The sequence below is a fragment of the Streptomyces catenulae genome, from assembly GCF_000718015.1.
Taxonomy (GTDB): Bacteria; Actinomycetota; Actinomycetes; order Streptomycetales; family Streptomycetaceae; genus Streptomyces; species Streptomyces catenulae.
Genome location: NZ_JODY01000011.1, coordinates 47,426 through 67,496, shown reverse-complemented (window position 1 = coordinate 67,496; position 20,071 = coordinate 47,426). Strand labels below are relative to the sequence as shown.

Here is a 20,071-nt window from a genome sequence, read left to right as displayed (position 1 = left end):
CCGCCGCGTCGGTCAGGGGTGTTCCGTGGCCGTCAGCCGACCGCGCCTTCCATCTGCAGCTCGATCAGCCGGTTGAGCTCCAGCGCGTACTCCATCGGGAGCTCCTTGGCGATCGGCTCGACGAAGCCGCGCACGATCATCGCCATGGCCTCGAACTCCGTCAGGCCACGGGCCATCAGGTAGAAGAGCTGGTCCTCGCTCACCTTGGAGACGGTCGCCTCGTGGCCCATCGACACGTCGTCCTCGCGGACGTCGACGTAGGGGTAGGTGTCCGAGCGGGAGATGGTGTCGACGAGCAGGGCGTCGCAGAGCACATTGGACTTGGAGCCCGCCGCGCCCTCACCGATCTCGACCAGACCGCGGTACGAGGTGCGGCCGCCGCCGCGCGCCACCGACTTGGAGACGATGTTGGAGGAGGTGTTCGGCGCCATGTGGACCATCTTGGAACCGGCGTCCTGGTGCTGGCCCTCACCCGCGAAGGCGATGGAGAGCGTCTCGCCCTTGGCGTGCTCGCCCATGAGGTAGACCGCGGGGTACTTCATGGTCACCTTGGAGCCGAGGTTGCCGTCGATCCACTCCATCGTCGCGCCCTCGTAGGCGACGGCGCGCTTGGTGACGAGGTTGTAGACGTTGTTCGACCAGTTCTGGATCGTCGTGTAGCGGCAGCGGCCGCCCTTCTTCACGATGATCTCGACGACCGCGGAGTGCAGCGAGTCGGACTTGTAGATCGGGGCGGTGCAGCCCTCGACGTAGTGCACGTAGGCACCCTCGTCGACGATGATCAGCGTCCGCTCGAACTGGCCCATGTTCTCGGTGTTGATCCGGAAGTAGGCCTGGAGCGGGATGTCGACGTGGACACCCTTGGGGACGTAGATGAAGGAGCCGCCGGACCAGACCGCGGTGTTCAGCGACGCGAACTTGTTGTCGCCGACCGGGATGACCGTGCCGAAGTACTCCTGGAAGAGCTCCGGGTGCTCCTTGAGCGCGGTGTCGGTGTCCAGGAAGATGACGCCCTGCTCCTCCAGGTCCTCACGGATCTGGTGGTAGACGACCTCGGACTCGTACTGCGCGGCGACACCGGCGACCAGACGCTGCTTCTCCGCCTCGGGGATGCCCAGCTTGTCGTAGGTGTTCTTGATGTCCTCGGGCAGGTCCTCCCAGGAGGCGGCCTGCTCCTCGGTGGAGCGGACGAAGTACTTGATGTTGTCGAAGTCGATGCCCGAGAGGTCGGAGCCCCAGTTCGGCATGGGCTTCTTGCCGAACAGCTTCAGACCCTTGAGACGGAGCTTGAGCATCCACTCCGGCTCGTTCTTCTTGGCCGAGATGTCGCGGACGACGGCCTCGGACAGACCGCGCTTGGCGGAGGCTCCGGCCACGTCGGAGTCGGCCCAGCCGTATTCGTACTTGCCCAGTCCGTCGAGCTCGGGGTGGGCAGTCTCCGTGGGGAGCGTCATGCGGGGTTCCTCCCGGCCGTGCTTGCAGATGCTGTGGTGGTCTTCGTGGTGTCGGGCGCGGTGGTGCCGTGCGCGCCCGCCTTCGGGACGAAGGTCGTGCACACCCCGTCGCCGTGGGCGATGGTGGCGAGCCGCTGTACATGGGTCCCCAGCAGACGGGAGAAGACCTCGGTCTCCGCCTCGCACAGCTGCGGGAACTGCTCGGCGACATGGGCGACCGGGCAGTGGTGCTGGCAGAGCTGTTCACCGAGCTGGGAATTGGGCGCGCTGCGCGCCGTAGCAGCGTACCCGTCCGCGGTCAATGCCTCGGCCAGGGCCTGGGTGCGCCCCTCGGGCCCGGCGGCCTCCACGGCGCGGCGGTACCCCTCGGCCTGTGCGGCCAGCCGGGCACGGGCGAACGCGGCGACCGCCGCCTCGCCCTTCTCGCCGCCACCGGCGCTCTCCGCGATCCAGCGCAGGGCGTCGGCGGCCAGCTCGTCGTAGGACTGGTCGAAGGCGTCCCGGCCGCAGTCGGTCAGGGCGAACGCCTTGGCGGGGCGGCCGCGGCCCCGGGCGCCGTAGACCCGCTTCTCACGGGGCTCGACGACGCCGTCGGCGGCCAGTGCGTCCAGGTGACGGCGGACGGCCGCCTGGGTCAGCTCCAGGCGCAGCGCCAGCTCGGCGGCGGTGGACGGACCGTGATCGAGGATGGAGCGGGCCACGCGGTTGCGGGTGCCCTGCTGCTCGTCCTGCGGGGCGGCGCCACCCCGGGTGGGCTGCTCGGAGACGACCGGGCGCGCCCCGGCGGCCGTACCGGCCGGGGATCCCTTCCGCTCCTCGCTCGCGTTTTTCACAACGCCATTGTTGCGTAATTCCGCGAGCCGCGACAACCCTCGACAGGGCCACCCAACGGTGTCCTCGATCACTTAGGGTTACCTAAACGAAGGGGTGCCGGGAGGCCCGGAAGCCCTCTGTTGAGCGGGTCGGACGCGGACCGCGATCACCGCGCGGATGCCCGGAAATCCGTGGAAAAAATCTTCACCGGACCGGCCCACCCGGGGACGGCCACCCCCACCCCGGCCCCCGCTCCGCGGAACCGGCCCGGCGGCGGCCGCCCGCCGGAGGCTCCGTAGACTGCCGGGCATGCCCAGCACCTCCCCGGGGAGCCCCCGGACCCCCGGCAGCGCGCCCGCCGTAGAGGTCACCGGCCTGGTCAAGCGGTACGGCTCCCGGTCCCCCAAGACCGCGGTGGACGGCCTCGACCTGACCGTCGCGCGCGGCGGCGTCACCGCCCTCCTCGGCCCCAACGGCGCCGGTAAGACCACCACCGTCGAGATCTGTGAGGGCTACCGCCGCCCGGACGCCGGAACCGTCCGGGTGCTGGGCCTGGACCCGGTCGCCGACGCGGCGCGGCTGCGGCCCCGGATCGGCGTGATGCTCCAGTCCGGCGGCGTCTACAGCGGCGCCCGCGCCGAGGAGATGCTTCGGCACACCGCCTCCCTGCACGCCGACCCCGTCGACGTGCCCCTGCTCATCGAGCGGCTGGGCCTGGGCAGCTGCGGGCGCACCACCTACCGGCGGCTCTCCGGCGGCCAGCAGCAGCGGCTCGCGCTGGCGATGGCCGTCGTCGGCCGCCCCGAGCTGGTCTTCCTGGACGAGCCGACCGCCGGACTCGACCCGCAGGCCCGCCACGCCACCTGGGACCTCGTCCGCGAGCTGCGGACCGACGGCGTCTCCGTGGTGCTGACCACGCACTTCATGGACGAGGCCGAGCAGCTGGCCGACGATGTCGCGATCATCGACGGCGGCCGGGTCATCGCCCAGGGCACCCCCGACGAGCTGTGCCGGGGCGGCGCGGAGAACACCCTGCGCTTCACCGGGCGGCCCGGACTCGACCTGGCCTCGCTGCGCAAGGCGCTCCCCGAGGACAGCACCACCACCGAGCCGTCCCCAGGCAGCTACCGCGTCACCGGCACCGTCGACCCCCAGATGCTGGCCACCGTCGCCTCCTGGTGCGCCCAGAACGGCGTCCTGCCCGACGCCATCGCCGTCGAACGCCACACCCTGGAGGACGTCTTTTTGGACCTCACCGGCAAGGAGCTGCGGGGATGACCGCGACAGGTACGTTCACCCCGCGGCCCGGGGCCGCTCCGCTGGGGCGGATGATCCGTGCGCAGGCGGCGCTGGAGACCCGGATGCTGCTGCGCAACGGCGAGCAGCTGCTGCTGACGGTCGTCATCCCGACGCTGCTGCTGGTGCTCTTCTCCGCCGTCGACATCATCGACACCGGCGCGGGCCGCGCCGTCGACTTCCTGGCGCCCGGTGTGCTGGCGCTCGCCGTGATGTCGACGGCGTTCACCGGGCAGGCCATCGCCACCGGCTTCGAGCGGCGCTACGGCGTCCTCAAGCGGCTCGCCGCCTCGCCGCTGCCGCGCTGGGGCCTGATGACCGCGAAGACCTGCGCGGTGCTGGTCACCGAGGTGTTCCAGGTCGCGCTGCTGACCGTGGTGGCGCTGGCGCTGGGCTGGTCGCCGCAGGGCAACCCGCTCGCGGTCGCCGCGCTGCTCGTCCTGGGGACGGCGGCGTTCTCCGGGCTCGGGCTGCTGATGGCCGGCACGCTGCGGGCCGAGGCGACGCTGGCCGCCGCCAACCTCGTCTTCCTGCTGCTCCTGGTGGGCGGCGGGGTCATCGTGCCGCTGACGAAGTTCCCGGACGCGGCGCAGACCGTCCTCGGGCTGCTGCCGATCTCGGCGCTCTCCGACGGGCTGCGCGCCGTCCTCCAGCACGGCGCCGCGCTCCCCTGGGGCGACCTCGGCACCCTCGCCGTCTGGGCGGTGCTCGGGCTGGGCGCGGCGGCGCGGTTCTTCCGCTGGGAGTAGCCGACCGCCGCCGCGCCCCGGACCGTGCCCCGCGCACGCCGGGGCGCGGGCCGTTCCGGCGCACTACGCACCGTCTTGAGCGCTGTGCACCCCTCGTGAAACTTTGCACAAGGCGGCGCCTACGATGTCCCCCGTGCCGAAAACGCTGAACCCCCTAGAGCTGATCGCCCGCAGCTGCCAGCCGTCCGCGCGCTTCGTGCGGCGGGCCGCGCTGGCCACCGTCGTGATGGCCGTCATCATCGTCGTCACGGGCGGCGCGGTCCGGCTGTCCCAGTCCGGCCTCGGCTGCTCCACCTGGCCGCGCTGCACGCCGGACAGCCTGACGCCGACGGCGGCGATGGGCATCAACGGTCTGATCGAGTTCGGCAACCGCATGCTGACGTATGTGCTGTGCGCGGTGATCGGCCTGTTCATCATCGCGGCCCGGGCCCGCTCGCCGCGCCGCCGGTCGCTGACCCGGCTCGGCTGGGCACAGTTCTGGATCGTCATGGGCAACGCCGTCGTCGGCGGCGTCACGGTCCTGACCGGCCTCAACCCGTACATCGTCGCCGCGCACTTCCTGCTCACCACCGGGCTGCTCACGGTGGCCGTGGTGACCTGGTGGCGCGCCCGGGAGGGCGATGACGCGCCCCGCGACATGGTCGCCCGGCCGGTCCGTCAGCTGGCGTGGGTGCTGCTGGGCGCGACCGGCGCGCTGACGCTGGTCGGCACCCTCGTCACCGGCACCGGGCCGCACGCGGGCGACGCCCGGAAGGTGCACCGCATCCCGCTGGACTGGCGCGAGGTCACCCAGCTGCACGTCGACTTCGTCTACATCGTCGTCGGCCTGACGATCGCCCTGTGGTTCACGCTGCGCGCGGTCAAGGCACCCACCGCGCCCCGCCGGGCCGTCCGCGACCTGGTGTTCTGCCTGCTCCTCCAGGGCGTCATCGGCTACATCCAGTACTTCTTCGGACTGCCGGAGCTGGTCGTCGGGCTGCACATGCTCGGCTCGACGCTGGTGTGGATCGCGGCGCTGCGGGTGGTGCTGGCGATGCGCGACCGCGGTCCGCTCGTGGAGCTGCCGGAGCAGTCGAGCGGCCCCGCCGAGGCCGTCCGGCCCGCCGAACCGGCCGCCGCGGGCTGACCGCCGCCCCTCGGGGCACCCCGTACGGAACGGAGCCCACCGGGCGCGTGCAGGTCACGCGCCCGGTGGGCTCCTTCGTACGACGGCGGCGGGGTCAGCCGTTGGCCGGGCCGCCGACCTGGATACCGGCCATCCGGGTCCACTCGTAGCGGCCGGTGCGGACCTTGGCGGCGAGGTCGCCGTCGAAGTCGTCCTGGAGGGCGATACCGGCCTGCTCGGCGCCCCGCCGGGCCTCCTCCCGGGAGTCGGCGACGAGGTTGCCCCACTCGCCGTCGGCGCCCACGAGGGCGACGCGGATCTTGCCGCGGCCGATGTGCGCGAGCTGCCCCTCGGTGCTGCCGCCGTGCGCGCCCGCGAAGGCCCGCATCTCCTTGGCGAGCCGCGCCGCGTGCCGCCCGGTCCGCTTCTCCACCCGCGCGTCGGTCCGCTCTTCGGCCGCCGGCTGCTCGTCCGCCTGCTTGGTGTCTGCCATGCCCCCGATGCTACCCACCGGTAGGACTCTTGGGGAGGGGCGCCCACCGCCCGGCCCCGGGCAGCGCGACGGCCCGCCCGGAGCGTGCCGGACGGGCCGTGGAGCGAGGACCTACGGGTCAGCGGAGGAAGGGGTCCACCGCGACGGCGACGAAGAGCAGCGAGACATACGTGATCGACCAGTGGAAGAGCCGCATCTCCTTGAGCTTCGGCCCGGTGATCCCCGCCTTGGCGCGGGCCTGGAGGCCGTGCGCCTCCCGCAGCCAGAACGCGCCGCAGGCCAGCGCGACCACGGTGTAGAACCAGCCGGTGTACCCCAGCGGCTGGAGCAGCAGCGACACCGCGACCATCACCCAGCTGTAGGTGACGATCTGCCGGGCGACGACCTTGTTCCCGGCGACCGCCGGGAGCATCGGGACGCCGACGCGCTCGTAGTCGTCCTTGACCTTCATCGACAGCGGCCAGTAGTGCGGCGGCGTCCAGAAGAAGATCACCAGGAAGAGGATGGCCGCGGCCCAGGAGACCGAGTTGGTCACCGAGGACCAGCCGATGAAGACCGGCATACAGCCCGCGATACCGCCCCAGACGATGTTCTGGCTGGTGCGCCGCTTCAGGATCATCGTGTAGACGACGACGTAGAAGAGGATCGCGCCCAGCGAGAGCATCGCCGACAGCGGATTGACGAGGTACCAGAACCACGCGGTCGAGCCGATGGAGAGCGCGGTCGCGAAGACCAGGCACTCCCGCGGCGAGACCATGCCCGTCACCAGCGGACGCTGGGCGGTGCGGTCCATCAGCGCGTCGATGTCGCGGTCGATGTACATGTTGTACGCCGCCGCGCCGCCCGCCGAGAGGTAGCCGCCGATACAGGTGGCCAGCACCAGCCACAGGTCCGGGACGCCACCGGCGGCCAGGAACATCACCGGCACCGTCGTCATCAGCAGCAGCTCGATGACGCGCGGCTTGGTGAGCGCGATGAACGCCTTGACGCGGGCACCGAACGGCCGGTGGCCGGGGTTCGGACTCCCGGGGCTCTGAGAGAGCGTCCCCGCAGGACGGGATTGGACGGCCGTCACGCACACCCCTGGAAGTAACATCAGCGGCTTCCGCCGCGGAGATAAGGCCAGCAAGCGCATCCGGCCCTGGCGGCCGCGAGGCTTGCGCGTACCACGCCACTTTAGACGTTGGCCATACCGCGATCTTCGCCGGGGTCCGCTCGTGTTGGCTTCCCCTACGGCGTCGCCGGACGCCCCGCCCCGCGGCCCCCGTCCCCTCTTACAAGAGGCGAAGGCGAACACCTCCCGTCAGTCTGGGGAACAGGGGGCGCGTCCCCCGCGTCCGGATTGCCGGAGATACGGCGCCGGTTGCCCGCGGTGACGCGTACTCCGCCGGGCGGCGCGGCCGACTCCGCGTCGAAAAGACGGACGCACCGGCGGGGGTAGGCTCGACACCGCCTGGCGGACATACCGTCCGCGGCATTCGACATGTGGAGAGGAGCCCTGACTCAGGGTGAGCACCAAGCCGACCACCACAGACATCGAGTGGACCGAACTGGACCAGCGGGCCGTCGATACCGTCCGCGTCCTGGCCATGGATTCCGTGCAGAAGGTCGGAAACGGCCATCCTGGTACGGCCATGAGCCTGGCTCCGGCCGCCTACCTTCTCTTCCAGAAGCTGATGCGGCACGACCCGGCCGACGCGGACTGGACCGGCCGCGACCGGTTCGTCCTCTCCGCCGGCCACTCCAGCCTGACCCTCTACATCCAGCTCTTCCTCGCCGGGTACGGCCTGGAGCTGGACGACCTGAAGGCGTTCCGCACCTGGGGCTCCAAGACCCCGGGCCACCCGGAGTACGGCCACACCACCGGCGTCGAGACCACCACCGGCCCGCTGGGCCAGGGTGTCGCCAACGCCGTGGGCATGGCGATGGCCGCCCGCTACGAGCGCGGTCTGTTCGACCCGGAGGCCGCCCCGGGCACCTCCCCGTTCGACCACACCATCTGGGTCGTCGCCGGTGACGGCTGCCTCCAGGAGGGCATCTCCGCCGAGGCGTCCTCCCTCGCGGGCCACCAGAAGCTCGGCAACCTCGTCCTGCTCTGGGACGACAACCACATCTCGATCGAGGGCGACACCGAGACCGCGGTCTCCGAGGACACCCTCAAGCGGTACGAGGCGTACGGCTGGCACGTCCAGCGCGTCGAGCAGCTGCCCAACGGCGACCTGGACCCGATCGGTCTGGCCCGTGCGCTGGAGGCGGCCAAGGCCGAGACCGGGCGCCCGTCGTTCATCGCGGCCCGTTCGATCATCGCCTGGCCCGCCCCGAACGCGCAGAACACCGAGGCCGCGCACGGTTCGGCGCTGGGCGCCGACGAGGTCGCCGCCACCAAGCGCGTGCTGGGCTTCGACCCCGAGCAGTCCTTCGAGGTCACCCCCGAGGTCCTGGCCCACACCCGCGAGGCGCTGGACCGCGGCCGGGACGCCCGCGCCGAGTGGGACAAGGCGTTCGCCGCCTGGCGCACCGCCAACCCGGAGCGCGCCGCCGAGTTCGACCGCATCGCCGCGGGAGAGCTGCCGACCGGCTGGGAGGAGCACCTCCCGGCGTTCGAGACCGGTAAGGCCGTCGCCACCCGCGCCGCCTCCGGCAAGGTGCTGGCCGCGCTGGGCGGGGTGCTGCCCGAGCTGTGGGGCGGCTCCGCCGACCTCGCCGGGTCCAACAACACCACCATCGACAAGACCTCGTCGTTCCTGCCGGTGGGCAACCCGCTGCCGGGCGCCGACCCGTACGGCCGCACGATCCACTACGGCATCCGCGAGCACTCCATGGCCGCGGAGATGAACGGCATCGCGCTGCACGGCAACACCCGCATCTACGGCGGCACCTTCCTGGTGTTCTCCGACTACATGCGCAACGCCGTCCGGCTCTCCGCGCTGATGCACCTGCCGGTGACGTACGTGTGGACGCACGACTCCATCGGTCTGGGCGAGGACGGCCCGACCCACCAGCCGGTCGAGCACCTGGCCTCGCTGCGCGCCATCCCGGGCCTGAACGTCGTGCGCCCGGCCGACGCCAACGAGACCGTCATCGCGTGGCGCGAGATCCTGAAGCGCTACACGAAGGAGTTCGGCGTGGGCGCCCCGCACGGCCTCGCGCTGACCCGCCAGGGCGTGCCGACGTACGAGGCGAACGACGACGCGGCCAAGGGCGGCTACGTCCTCTTCGACGCCGAAGGTGGCGAACCGCAGGTCGTGCTGATCGGCACCGGTTCCGAGGTACAGCTCGCCGTCGAGGCGCGCGAGCAGCTGCAGGCCGCGGGCGTGCCCACCCGGGTCGTGTCGATGCCCTGTGTCGAGTGGTTCGAGGAGCAGGAGCGGAGCTACCGCGACAGCGTGCTGCCGCCGTCCGTGAAGGCGCGGGTCGCCGTCGAGGCGGGCGTGGGTCTGACCTGGCACCGCTACGTCGGGGACGCCGGGCGGATCGTGTCGCTGGAGCACTTCGGCGCCTCGGCCGACGCGAAGGTCCTCTTCCGCGAGTTCGGCTTCACCGCCGACGCGGTGACCGCCGCCGCCCGGGAATCGCTGGAAGCCACCGCGCGCTGACGCCGGTACACGAACCAGTAGCACTAGTAGGAGATGCAATCCCCCATGACAGACGCACTCAAGCGCCTCTCCGATGAAGGCGTCGCGATCTGGCTGGACGACCTGTCGCGCCAGCGCATCACGTCCGGCAACCTCGCCGAGCTGATCGACCAGCAGCACGTCGTCGGTGTCACCACCAACCCGTCGATCTTCCAGAAGGCGATCTCGGACGGCCACGGCTACGACCGGCAGGTCGCCGACCTCGCCGCCCGCAAGGTCACCGTCGAGGAAGCCATCCGCATGATCACGACGGCGGACGTCCGCGACGCCGCCGACATCCTGCGGCCGGTCTTCGACGCCACCGACGGCCAGGACGGCCGGGTCTCCATCGAGGTCGACCCGCGCCTGGCGCACCACACCACGCCGACCGTCGCCGAGGCGAAGCAGCTGGCGTGGCTGGTGGACCGGCCCAACACCCTCATCAAGATCCCGGCCACCAAGGCGGGTCTGCCGGCGATCACCGAGGTCATCGCCAAGGGCATCAGCGTCAACGTCACGCTGATCTTCTCGCTGGAGCGCTACCGCGAGGTGATGGACGCCTACCTGGCGGGCCTGGAGAAGGCGAAGGCCGCGGGCCTGGACCTCTCGCAGATCCACTCGGTGGCGTCGTTCTTCGTCTCCCGCGTCGACTCCGAGATCGACAAGCGGCTGGAGGCCCTCGGCACGGACGAGGCCAAGGCCCTCAAGGGCAAGGCCGCGCTGGCCAACGCCCGCCTGGCCTACGAGGCGTACGAGGAGGTCTTCTCCTCCGAGCGCTGGGCCGCCCTGGACAAGGCGCAGGCCAACAAGCAGCGTCCGCTGTGGGCCTCGACCGGCGTCAAGGACCCGGCGTACAAGGACACCCTCTACGTCGACGAGCTGGTCGCGCCCGGCACGGTCAACACCATGCCGGAGGCCACCCTCCAGGCGACCGGTGACCACGGCCGGATCACCGGCGACACCGTCCGCGGGACCTACGAGCAGGCCCGTGCGGACCTCGCCGCCGTCGCGAAGCTCGGGATCTCGTACGACGAGGTCGTGCAGCTGCTGGAGGACGAGGGCGTGGAGAAGTTCGAGGCTTCCTGGAACGACCTGCTCAAGTCCACCGAGGCGGAGCTCAAGCGCCTCGCTCCTTCGGAGGGCTGACACCTTGACCGCAGTTCATGGAGCGAACCCGCTTCGTGACGCCGCGGACCGACGGCTCCCGCGTATCGCGGGGCCGTCGGGCCTGGTCATCTTCGGCGTCACGGGCGATCTGTCGCGGAAAAAGCTGATGCCGGCGGTGTACGACCTCGCCAACCGCGGTCTGCTCCCGCCCGGCTTCTCCCTCATCGGCTTCGCCCGGCGCGAGTGGCAGGACGAGGACTTCGCGCAGGTGGTGCACGACGCCGTCAAGCAGCACTCGCGGACGCCGTTCCGTGAGGAGGTCTGGCAGCAGCTCATCCAGGGGATGCGCTTCGTCCAGGGCAACTTCGACGACGACGCGGCGTTCGAGACGCTGAAGGCGACGATAGAGGAGCTGGACAAGGCGCAGGGCACGGGCGGCAACTTCGCCTTCTACCTGTCGGTGCCGCCCAAGTTCTTCCCCACGGTCGTCAAGCAGCTCAAGAACCACGGGCTCGCCGACCAGAAGGACGGCTCCTGGCGGCGCGCCGTCATCGAGAAGCCCTTCGGCCACGACCTCAAGAGCGCCCAGGAGCTCAACCAGGTCGTCCACGAGGTCTTCCCGCCCGAGGCGGTCTTCCGCATCGACCACTACCTCGGCAAGGAGACGGTCCAGAACATCCTGGCGCTCCGCTTCGCCAACACGATGTTCGAGCCGCTGTGGAACCGCTCGTACGTCGACCATGTGCAGATCACCATGGCCGAGGACATCGGCATCGGTGGCCGGGCCGGTTACTACGACGGCATCGGCGCGGCGCGGGACGTCATCCAGAACCACCTGCTCCAGCTGCTCGCGCTGACCGCCATGGAGGAGCCGTCCTCGTTCGACGCGGACGCGCTGGTCGCCGAGAAGACCAAGGTCCTCGGCGCCGTGCGGCTCCCCGCCGAGCTGGGCAAGGAGACGGTGCGGGCGCAGTACACCGCCGGGTGGCAGGGCGGCGAGCAGGCCGTCGGCTACCTCCAGGAAGACGGCATCGACCCCAAGTCGAAGACCGACACCTACGCCGCGATCAAGCTGGAGGTGGACAACCGCCGCTGGGCGGGCGTCCCCTTCTACCTGCGCACCGGCAAGCGGCTGGGCCGCCGGGTCACCGAGATCGCGCTGGTCTTCCAGCGGGCGCCGCACTCCCCCTTCGACCACACCGCCACGGAGGAGCTGGGCCAGAACGCCCTGGTCATCCGGGTGCAGCCGGACGAGGGCGTGACCGTGCGCTTCGGTTCGAAGGTCCCGGGCACCTCGATGGAGGTGCGGGACGTCTCCATGGACTTCGCCTACGGCGAGTCCTTCACGGAGTCGAGCCCCGAGGCGTACGAGCGGCTCATCCTCGATGTGCTGCTGGGTGACGCCAACCTCTTCCCGCGGCTGGAGGAGGTCGAGCAGTCCTGGCGGATCCTCGACCCGATCGAGGAGTACTGGGACCGCCACGGCAAGCCGGCGCAGTACCCGGCCGGTACCTGGGGCCCCGCCGAGGCGGACGAAATGCTCGCACGAGACGGACGGAGCTGGCGTCGCCCATGAAGATCGATCTGACGGAAACCACGGCCAGCAAGATCAACAAGGCGCTGGTGCAGGGCCGCCGCGCCGTCGGCACGCCCGCCGTCGGCATGGTGCTCACCCTCGTCATCGTCACCGACGAGGAGAACGCCTACGACGCCCTGAAGGCGGCCAACGAGGCGTCCCGCGAGCACCCCTCGCGGACCCTGGTCGTCATCAAGCGGGTCAGCCGCACCCCGCGCGACCGCGCCAAGGCCCGGCTGGACGCCGAGGTCCGGGTGGGCGCGGACGCCGGTACGGGCGAAACGGTCGTGCTGCGGCTGTACGGCGAGGCGATCGACCACGCCCAGTCCGTGGTGCTGCCGCTGCTGCTGCCGGACGCGCCCGTCGTCGTCTGGTGGGCGGTCAACGGTCCGCTGGACCCGGCGAAGGACCCGCTCGGCGCGCTGGCCCAGCGCCGGGTCACCGACGCCTACGCCTCCGAGCAGCCCATCCAGGAGCTGACCGACCGCGCCGCCACGTACACCCCCGGCGACACGGACCTGTCCTGGAGCCGGATCACCCCGTGGCGTTCGATGCTCGCGGCGGCGCTGGACCAGATGCCGTGCGAGATCTCCTCCGCGGTGGTGGAGGGCGAGGAGTTCAACCCCAGCTGCGAGCTGCTGGGCATGTGGCTCGCCAGTCGGCTGAACGTCCCCGTCGAGCGCACCGTCTCGTCCGGCCCCGGCCTGACCGCGGTGCGGCTGGAGACCAGCTGCGGGCCGATCGTGCTGGACCGGCCGGACGGTTCGCTGGCCACCCTGTCGATGCAGGGCCAGCCCGACCGTGCGGTGGCGCTCAAGCGGCGGGAGACCTCCGAGCTGCTCGCCGAGGAGCTGCGCCGCCTCGACCCGGACGACACCTTCGCCGCCGCGCTGAAGTACGGCGTGGAGCGGCTGAGCGAGACGGCGCGGACCACCGCGCCGGAGATGCCCGCGAAGGGCGGCGGGGAGGGCGCGGCGAAGCCCGCGCCGAAGAAGACCGCCGCGAAGAAGGCGGCGGCCAAGTGAGCGCGCCGCAGGTCGTCGTCCACCGCGACAAGGAGCTGATGGCGCAGGCCGCGGCGGCCCGGCTGATCACGAAGATCGTGGACGCCCAGGCCGCCCGGGGCTCCGCCTCCGTGGTGCTGACCGGCGGACGCAACGGCAACGGGCTGCTCGCGGCCCTCGCCGAGGCGCCCGCCCGGGACGCCGTGGACTGGGCCCGCCTCGACCTGTGGTGGGGCGACGAACGGTTCCTGCCGGACGGCGACCCGGAGCGCAACGAGACCCAGGCCCGTGCGGCGCTGCTCGACTCCGTACCGCTCGATCCGGCGCGGGTCCACGCCATGGCCCCGGCCGGTGGCCCGTACGGCAACGACGCGGACGCGGCGGCCGAGGCGTACGCCGCCGAGCTGGCCGCCGCCGCGGGCCCGGAGGACCACGGTCCGGTGCCGTCGTTCGACGTCCTGCTGCTCGGCGTCGGCCCGGACACCCATGTCGCCTCCCTCTTCCCGGAGCTGCCGGGGGTGCGGGAGGACGAGCGGACGGTGGTCGGGGTGCACGGTGCGCCGAAGCCGCCGCCCACCCGGGTCACGCTGACGCTGCCCGCGATCCGCGCGGCGCGTGAGGTGTGGCTGCTGGCCGCCGGTGCGGACAAGGCGCAGGCCGCGGCCATCGCGCTCTCCGGCGCCGGGGAGATCCAGGCCCCGGCCGCCGGTGCCCGGGGCCGCAGCCGGACCCTGTGGCTGCTGGACGAGGCGGCCGCCTCCCAGCTGCCGCGCGACCTCTACCGTCCGGCCTCCGCCTGACCCACGGCACGCACGAAGGGCTCCCGCACCTCACCGGTGCGGGAGCCCTTCGTCGTACGGCGGCGGGCGGCGCGTCGGTGCGCCGCCCGGTGGCTCAACGGCCGCGCAGCTCGCGGTAGGTGGCGACCAGGGCGGCCGTCGAGGCGTCCAGACCCGGCACCTCGGCGCCGTCGGTGAGCGCCGGTTCGACCCGCCGGGCGAGGAGCTTGCCCAGCTCCACGCCCCACTGGTCGAAGGAGTCGATGTTCCACACCGCGCCCTGGACGAACACCTTGTGCTCGTAGAGGGCGATCAACTGGCCCAGCACGGACGGGGACAGCTCGGTGGCGAGGATCGTGGTGGTGGGGTGGTTGCCGCGGAACGTCCGGTGCGGCACCAGCTCCTCGGCGACGCCCTCGGCGCGCACCTCGTCCGGCGTCTTGCCGAAGGCCAGCGCCTGGCCCTGGGCGAAGAGGTTGGCCATCAGCAGATCGTGCTGGGCGACGAGCCGGGGCGCCAGGTCCTCGACCGGGCGGGCGAAGCCGATGAGGTCCGCCGGGATCATCTTGGTGCCCTGGTGGAGCAGTTGGTAGTAGGCGTGCTGGCCGTTGGTGCCGGGCGTGCCCCAGACGACCGGGCCGGTCTGCCACTGCACCGGACGGCCCTCGCGGTCCACCGACTTGCCGTTCGACTCCATGTCGAGCTGCTGGAGATAGGCGGTGAACTTCGACAGATAGTGGCTGTACGGCAGGACGGCGTGCGACTGGGCGTCGAAGAAGTTGCCGTACCAGATGCCGAGCAGGCCCAGCAGCAGCGGGACGTTCTCCTCGGCGGGGGCGGTGCGGAAGTGCTCGTCGACGAGGTGGAACCCGGCCAGCATCTCCCGGAAGTGCTCCGGCCCGATGGCGATCATCAGCGACAGGCCGATCGCCGAGTCGTAGGAGTAGCGGCCGCCGACCCAGTCCCAGAACTCGAACATGTTGGCCGTGTCGATACCGAACTCGGCGACCTTCTCGGCGTTGGTGGAGACCGCCACGAAGTGCTGGGCGACCGCGTCCTCACCGGCGCCCAGCCCGTCGAGCAGCCAGGCGCGGGCCGAGGTGGCGTTGGTGATCGTCTCGATGGTGGTGAAGGTCTTCGAGGCGATGACGAAGAGCGTCTCGGCCGGGTCCAGGTCGCGCAGCGCCTCGTGCAGATCGGCGCCGTCGACGTTGGAGACGAAGCGGAACTGCATGTCCCGGTGGGTGTGGGCGCGCAGCGCCTCGTACGCCATCGCGGGGCCCAGGTCGGAGCCGCCGATGCCGATGTTGACGACCGTCCTGATGCGGCGCCCGGTGTGGCCCGTCCAGTCGCCGGAGCGGACCCGGTCGGCGAAGGTCGCCATCTTGGTGAGGACGGCGTGGACGGCGGGGACGACGTTCTGCCCATCGGCCTCGATCACCGCGGAGCCGGGGGCGCGCAGCGCGGTGTGCAGCACCGAACGGCCCTCGGTGACGTTGATCTTCTCGCCGCGGAACATCGCGTCCCGCAGCTCGGCCACGCCCGTCGCCGCGGCCAGCTCGCGCAGGAGCAGAAGTGTCTCGTCGGTGATCAGATGCTTGGAGTAGTCGATGTGCAGGTCGCCCACCCGAAGGGTGTACCGTCCGGCCCGCTCCGGCTCCTGGGCGAACAGGTCGCGCAGCTGGGGATCGCCCAGCCGTGCGCGGTGTGCGCCCAGCGCCGTCCACTCAGGCATCTGATCGAGCCTGCTGCGGCCTTCTGCGTTCATCTCGGACATCAGCCTTCTTCGTCTCGTACCGGCCCCGCCGCCCTCCAATTTAGTTGATCGGCGCGTGATATGAGGGGTCTGTCCGCTCTCGGCACACGGGCGGCGGTACGGTGCCGGGCGCCGCGCCGTGCGGTGCCGGAAACGTCAACGGCCCGACCCGGAGGGGTTGTTCCCTCTCCGGGCCGGGCCGTTCGCCCATCCGGTGCGGCGTCAGATCTCGCCGCGGAGCTTGGCGAGCGCCTCGGCGAGGATCGCCTCGCCGTCGGCGTCGCTGCGGCGCTCGCGCACATACGCGAGGTGGGTCTTGTACGGCTCGGTGCGCGGCGGGTCGGGCGGGCTGTCGCGGTCCTTGCCCGCCGGGAAACCACAGCGCTGGCAGTCCCACGTGTCGGGAACCTGTGCGTCGCCGGCGAAGCTGGGCTGCGTCTCGTGCCCGTTGGCGCACCAGAAGGAGATCCGGGTACGCGGTGCGGACTCGCCGCGCTCGGCCTCCCCCATCGGCCCCGCCCCGACCCGGCTTCCTCGGATCGCGTTGCCACTTGCCACGGTCGTAACTCCCTGCGTAATGGTGCTGCACAGCATCGCGCGGCAGCTGCGCTGCGGGCGCTCCGGTCTATGAAAGGCCCAACGCGCGCCCCGTGACGGGAGTTACCGCCCGCTGCAGGACGCCGCCCCATGATAGGCCGCGTCCCCGACGGTATGTCAGCTGCCGAGCTTCATCAGGACACCGAGCGCGACGATGCAGGCGAACCACAGGAGACCCACGACGATGGTGATGCGGTCGAGGTTCCGCTCGGCGACGGAGGAGCCGCCGACGGAGGACTGCATACCGCCACCGAACATGTCGGACAGGCCGCCGCCCTTCCCCTTGTGCATGAGCACCAGCATCATCAGCAGCAGGCTGAAGACGATGAGGGCGATCGAGAACCCGATGACCACGGCTGGACCAACTCTCTAGGACTGACGGACGGTGTCGAGGGCGCCGGTACGGGCCGCGGCACCACCGCGACGGGCGACATCGTGCGGGGCCGGACCGCGCGCTGAGCGCCGGACCGGCCCCGACAGGGTACGACGGGCCGGGCCCGTCGTCATAGCTGCTACTGGTCGCGGAAGCGGACGATCTTCACGAACTCCTCCGCGTCCAGCGCCGCACCGCCGACCAGCGCACCGTCGACGTCGGGCTGCGCCATGATCGCGGCGACGTTGCCGGACTTGACGGAGCCGCCGTACTGGATACGGACCTTGTCCGCCAGCTCCTGGCTGTACAGCTCGGCGAGGCGGCCGCGGATCGCCCCGCAGACCTCCTGCGCGTCCTCGGGCGTGGCGACCTCGCCGGTGCCGATGGCCCAGACGGGCTCGTAGGCGATCACGATGGACTCGGCCTGCTCGGCCGGGACGTCCTTCAGGGCGCCGTCGACCTGGGCGAGGGTGTGCGCGACCTGGTTGCCGGCCTTGCGGACGTCCAGGCCCTCACCGACGCAGAGGATCGGGGTGAGGCCGTGCTTGTACGCGGCCTTGACCTTGGCGTTGCAGATCTCCTCGTTCTCACCGTGGTACTGGCGGCGCTCGCTGTGGCCGATCGCCACGTACGTGCACTTGAGCTTGGTGAGCATGGCGCCGGAGATCTCGCCGGTGTACGCGCCGGAGTCCTGCGCGGAGACGTCCTGGGCGCCGTACTTGATCTTCAGCTTGTCGCCGTCGACCAGGGTCTGGACCGAGCGCAGGTCGGTGAAGGGCGGCAGGACCGCGACCTCGACGGCGTCGTAGTCCTTGTCGGTGAGCGCGAAGGCGAGCTTCTGGACGTGGGCGATGGCCTCGAGGTGGTTGAGGTTCATCTTCCAGTTGCCCGCCATCAGCGGGGTACGAGCAGTCACGGTGGTTCAGTCCTCCAGAGCGGCGAGGCCGGGGAGCGTCTTGCCTTCGAGGTATTCGAGGCTGGCGCCGCCGCCGGTCGAAATGTGGCCAAAAGCATTCTCGTCGAAGCCCAGCTGACGGACCGCGGCGGCGCTGTCGCCACCACCGACGACCGTGAAGGCGGACGAGTCCAGCAGCCCCTGCGCGACGGCCTTGGTGCCGCCCGCGTAATCGGGGTGTTCGAAGACGCCCATCGGGCCGTTCCAGAAGATGGTGGCCGCGTCGGCGAGCTTCGAGGCGTACAGCTTGCGGGTCTCGGGGCCGATGTCCAGGCCCTCCTTGTCCGCGGGGATGGCGTCGGCGGCAACCGTGTCCGGGTGGGCCGGGGCCTTGGTCTTGAGGTCCGGGAAGTCCGCGGAGACCAGCACGTCGACGGGGAGCACGAACTCCACGCCCTTGGCCGCGGCCCGCTCCAGGTAGCCCTGGACGGCCGGGATCTGGTCCTTCTGCAGCAGCGAGATGCCGACCTCGTGCCCCTGGGCGGCGAGGAAGGTGTACGCCATGCCGCCGCCGATGAGGATGCGGTCGGCGCGCTCCAGCAGGTGGTCGATGACGCCGAGCTTGTCGGAGACCTTCGCGCCGCCGAGCACCACGGCGTAGGGGCGCGCGACGTCCTCGGTGAGGCGCTTGAGGACGGCGACCTCGGTGGCGATCAGGTCACCCGCGGCGTGCGGGAGGCGCGCGGGGAGGTCGTAGACGGAGGCGTGCTTGCGGTGCACGGCGCCGAAGCCGTCGCCGACGTAGAGGTCGGCCAGCTGCGCCAGCTCATCGGCGAAGGCGCCGCGCTCGGCGTCGTCCTTGCTGGTCTCGCCGGGGTTGAAGCGGAGGTTCTCCAGCACGGCGACCTCTCCGTCGCCCAGCGCGGCGACGGTGGCGCGGGCGGAGTCGCCGACGGTGTCGGCGGCGAAGGCGACATCGCGGCCCAGCAGCTCGCTGAGGCGGGCGGCGGCGGGGGCGAGCGAGAAGGCCGGGTCCGGGGCGCCCTTGGGACGGCCCAGGTGGGAGGCGACGATGACCTTGGCGCCGTTCTGGGCGAGCTTGGCGATCGTCGGCTGGACGGCGCGGATCCGGCCGTCGTCGGTGATGGTCGCGCCGTCGAGCGGCACGTTCAGGTCGGCGCGGACGAACACCCGCTTGCCCCCGACCCCGTCGGCGATGAGTTCGTCGATCGTCTTCATTGAGGAATGACTCCGTTGCATCAGATCAGCCATGGCTCGGGGCTCGTACGACGCGTCGTCGCGTCGTACGAGCCCCGACCGTACATCTCGGTGCGTGGGCGCCCGTGGTACGGGGCACCCGCCGGCTCAGCCGGTGGAGATCAGAGCTGACCGCCGACGAAGGTGGTCAGGTCCACCAGGCGGTTGGAGTAGCCCCACTCGTTGTCGTACCAGCCGATGACCTTGACGCTCTTGCCCTGGACCATGGTCAGGGAGGAGTCGAAGGTGCAGGACGCCGGCCAGTTGACGATGTCCGAGGAGACGATGGCGTCCTCGGTGTACTCCAGGATGCCCTTGAGCTGCCCCTCGGCCGCCTTCTGGAAGGCGCCGTTGACCTCGTCCTTGGTGACCTCGCGCTCCAGCTCGATGACGAGGTCGGTGACGGAGCCGGTGGGGACCGGCACGCGCATGGCGATGCCGTCCAGCTTGCCCGCCAGCTCCGGGATCACCAGCGCGGTGGCCTTCGCGGCACCGGTGGTGGTGGGGATGATGTTCTCCGCGGCGGCGCGGGCGCGGCGCAGGTCCTTGTGCGGGAAGTCCAGGATGCGCTGGTCGTTGGTGTAGGCGTGGACCGTCGTCATCATGCCCTTGACGATGCCGAAGTTCTCCAGGAGAACCTTGGCCATCGGCGCCACACAGTTGGTGGTGCAGGAGGCGTTGGAGATGACGTCGTGCTTCGCCGGGTCGTACTGGTCCTGGTTGACGCCCATGACGACGGTGATGTCCTCGTCCTTGGCGGGCGCGGAGATCAGGACCTTCTTGGCACCGGCGGCGAGGTGCTTGGCGGCGTCGGCGCGCTTGGTGAAGATGCCGGTGGACTCGACGACGATGTCGGCGCCCAGCTCGGCCCACGGGAGGTTGGCGGGGTCGCGCTCCGCCATGGTCTTGAACGTCTGGTTGCCGACCGTGATCGTGTCGTCGGTGTGGCTGACGTCCTGCTTGAGACGGCCCAGGATGGTGTCGTACTTCAGCAGGTGGACCAGGGTGGCGTTGTCGGTCAGGTCGTTGACACCGACGATCTCGATGTCCGCGCCCTGCTCCAGGAGCGCGCGGAAGTAGTTGCGACCAATGCGGCCGAATCCGTTGATGCCTACGCGGATCGTCACGAAACCGATCTCCTCGTTGGTGCGCCGGCAGCGATACCGGCGAGCTGTATGGGATGTCCCCGACCGACTTCGACCC

At 71.0% G+C, this 20,071-nt stretch carries 18 protein-coding genes; 8 read left to right on the top strand and 10 right to left on the bottom strand.

Features of this window, described 5'->3' with window-relative positions:
* Positions 1–32: 32 nt before the first annotated feature.
* Both sufB and IF23_RS0112670 read right to left on the bottom strand, forming a co-directional pair.
* Positions 33–1,454: a Fe-S cluster assembly protein SufB gene (gene sufB / locus IF23_RS0112675; RefSeq protein ID WP_030282980.1), complete on the bottom strand. Its 1,422-nt coding sequence runs from the start codon at positions 1,452–1,454 to the stop codon at positions 33–35.
* Positions 1,451–2,287 carry a helix-turn-helix transcriptional regulator gene (locus IF23_RS0112670; protein ID WP_030282978.1) on the bottom strand — a complete coding sequence of 279 codons (837 nt, stop codon included), beginning with the start codon at positions 2,285–2,287 and terminating at the stop codon, positions 1,451–1,453. The genes sufB and IF23_RS0112670 overlap by 4 nt, the downstream gene beginning before the upstream one ends.
* Positions 2,288–2,576: 289 nt before the next feature.
* Here IF23_RS0112670 and IF23_RS0112665 point away from each other — a divergent pair, with 289 nt between their 5' ends.
* From IF23_RS0112665 to IF23_RS0112655, 3 genes are all read left to right on the top strand, one after another.
* Positions 2,577–3,545 (top strand): ABC transporter ATP-binding protein, encoded by a 969-nt coding sequence (locus IF23_RS0112665; protein ID WP_030282976.1) that lies wholly within the window; start codon positions 2,577–2,579, stop codon positions 3,543–3,545.
* Positions 3,542–4,312 carry an ABC transporter permease gene (locus IF23_RS0112660; protein ID WP_030282974.1) on the top strand — a complete coding sequence of 257 codons (771 nt, stop codon included), beginning with the start codon at positions 3,542–3,544 and terminating at the stop codon, positions 4,310–4,312. Before IF23_RS0112665 ends, IF23_RS0112660 begins: the two co-directional genes overlap by 4 nt.
* A 133-nt stretch (positions 4,313–4,445) precedes the next feature.
* A complete protein-coding gene (locus IF23_RS0112655) occupies positions 4,446–5,438 on the top strand; it encodes a COX15/CtaA family protein (protein WP_037678059.1) in 993 nt (330 codons plus the stop codon).
* A 94-nt stretch (positions 5,439–5,532) separates the two neighbouring features.
* On the opposite strand, the gene IF23_RS0112650 is transcribed toward IF23_RS0112655, so the two are convergent.
* Together IF23_RS0112650 and IF23_RS0112645 are read right to left on the bottom strand one after the other, a co-directional pair.
* The gene (locus tag IF23_RS0112650; RefSeq protein ID WP_030282971.1) at positions 5,533–5,910 is read right to left on the bottom strand and encodes a hypothetical protein; all 378 of its coding nucleotides are present in this window, start codon (positions 5,908–5,910) and stop codon (positions 5,533–5,535) included.
* A gap of 118 nt (positions 5,911–6,028) precedes the next feature.
* On the bottom strand, positions 6,029–6,985 hold the full coding sequence (locus tag IF23_RS0112645; RefSeq protein WP_030282969.1) for a heme o synthase: 957 nt from the start codon (positions 6,983–6,985) through the stop codon (positions 6,029–6,031).
* Positions 6,986–7,418: 433 nt separating this feature from the next.
* Here IF23_RS0112645 and tkt point away from each other — a divergent pair, with 433 nt between their 5' ends.
* Genes tkt through pgl form a run of 5 tightly spaced genes read left to right on the top strand, consistent with a single transcriptional unit; the run spans position 7,419 to position 14,011 of the window.
* The gene (gene tkt / locus IF23_RS0112640) at positions 7,419–9,506 is read left to right on the top strand and encodes a transketolase (RefSeq protein WP_030282967.1); all 2,088 of its coding nucleotides are present in this window, start codon (positions 7,419–7,421) and stop codon (positions 9,504–9,506) included.
* A gap of 45 nt (positions 9,507–9,551) precedes the next feature.
* Positions 9,552–10,670 (top strand): transaldolase, encoded by a 1,119-nt coding sequence (tal, locus tag IF23_RS0112635; RefSeq protein ID WP_030282965.1) that lies wholly within the window; start codon positions 9,552–9,554, stop codon positions 10,668–10,670.
* 4 nt (positions 10,671–10,674) lie between these two features.
* Positions 10,675–12,207, top strand: a complete 1,533-nt coding sequence (zwf, locus tag IF23_RS0112630; protein WP_030282963.1) for a glucose-6-phosphate dehydrogenase — start codon at positions 10,675–10,677, stop codon at positions 12,205–12,207.
* Positions 12,204–13,232, top strand: coding sequence for a glucose-6-phosphate dehydrogenase assembly protein OpcA (gene opcA / locus IF23_RS0112625; RefSeq protein ID WP_030282961.1), 1,029 nt, complete (start codon positions 12,204–12,206; stop codon positions 13,230–13,232). Before zwf ends, opcA begins: the two co-directional genes overlap by 4 nt.
* Positions 13,229–14,011, top strand: coding sequence for a 6-phosphogluconolactonase (gene pgl, locus IF23_RS0112620; protein ID WP_030282959.1), 783 nt, complete (start codon positions 13,229–13,231; stop codon positions 14,009–14,011). Before opcA ends, pgl begins: the two co-directional genes overlap by 4 nt.
* A 94-nt stretch (positions 14,012–14,105) precedes the next feature.
* Here the strand turns inward: pgl and pgi are convergent, their stop codons facing one another.
* The 6 genes from pgi to gap form a co-directional block, all read right to left on the bottom strand.
* Positions 14,106–15,758: a glucose-6-phosphate isomerase gene (gene pgi, locus IF23_RS0112615; RefSeq protein WP_030282957.1), complete on the bottom strand. Its 1,653-nt coding sequence runs from the start codon at positions 15,756–15,758 to the stop codon at positions 14,106–14,108.
* Between the two features lie 210 nt (positions 15,759–15,968).
* Entirely contained in the window at positions 15,969–16,304 is a 336-nt protein-coding gene (locus tag IF23_RS0112610) for an RNA polymerase-binding protein RbpA (protein ID WP_078653942.1), read from the bottom strand.
* 156 nt (positions 16,305–16,460) lie between these two features.
* Positions 16,461–16,697: a preprotein translocase subunit SecG gene (gene secG / locus IF23_RS0112605; protein WP_030282953.1), complete on the bottom strand. Its 237-nt coding sequence runs from the start codon at positions 16,695–16,697 to the stop codon at positions 16,461–16,463.
* Between the two features lie 158 nt (positions 16,698–16,855).
* Complete coding sequence (tpiA, locus tag IF23_RS0112600) at positions 16,856–17,632, bottom strand: triose-phosphate isomerase (RefSeq protein WP_030282952.1); 777 nt, start codon at positions 17,630–17,632, stop codon at positions 16,856–16,858.
* Positions 17,633–17,638: 6 nt separating this feature from the next.
* Positions 17,639–18,850, bottom strand: coding sequence for a phosphoglycerate kinase (locus tag IF23_RS0112595; RefSeq protein WP_030282950.1), 1,212 nt, complete (start codon positions 18,848–18,850; stop codon positions 17,639–17,641).
* Between the two features lie 140 nt (positions 18,851–18,990).
* Positions 18,991–19,995, bottom strand: a complete 1,005-nt coding sequence (gene gap, locus IF23_RS0112590) for a type I glyceraldehyde-3-phosphate dehydrogenase (RefSeq protein ID WP_030282948.1) — start codon at positions 19,993–19,995, stop codon at positions 18,991–18,993.
* Positions 19,996–20,071: the final 76 nt, after the last annotated feature.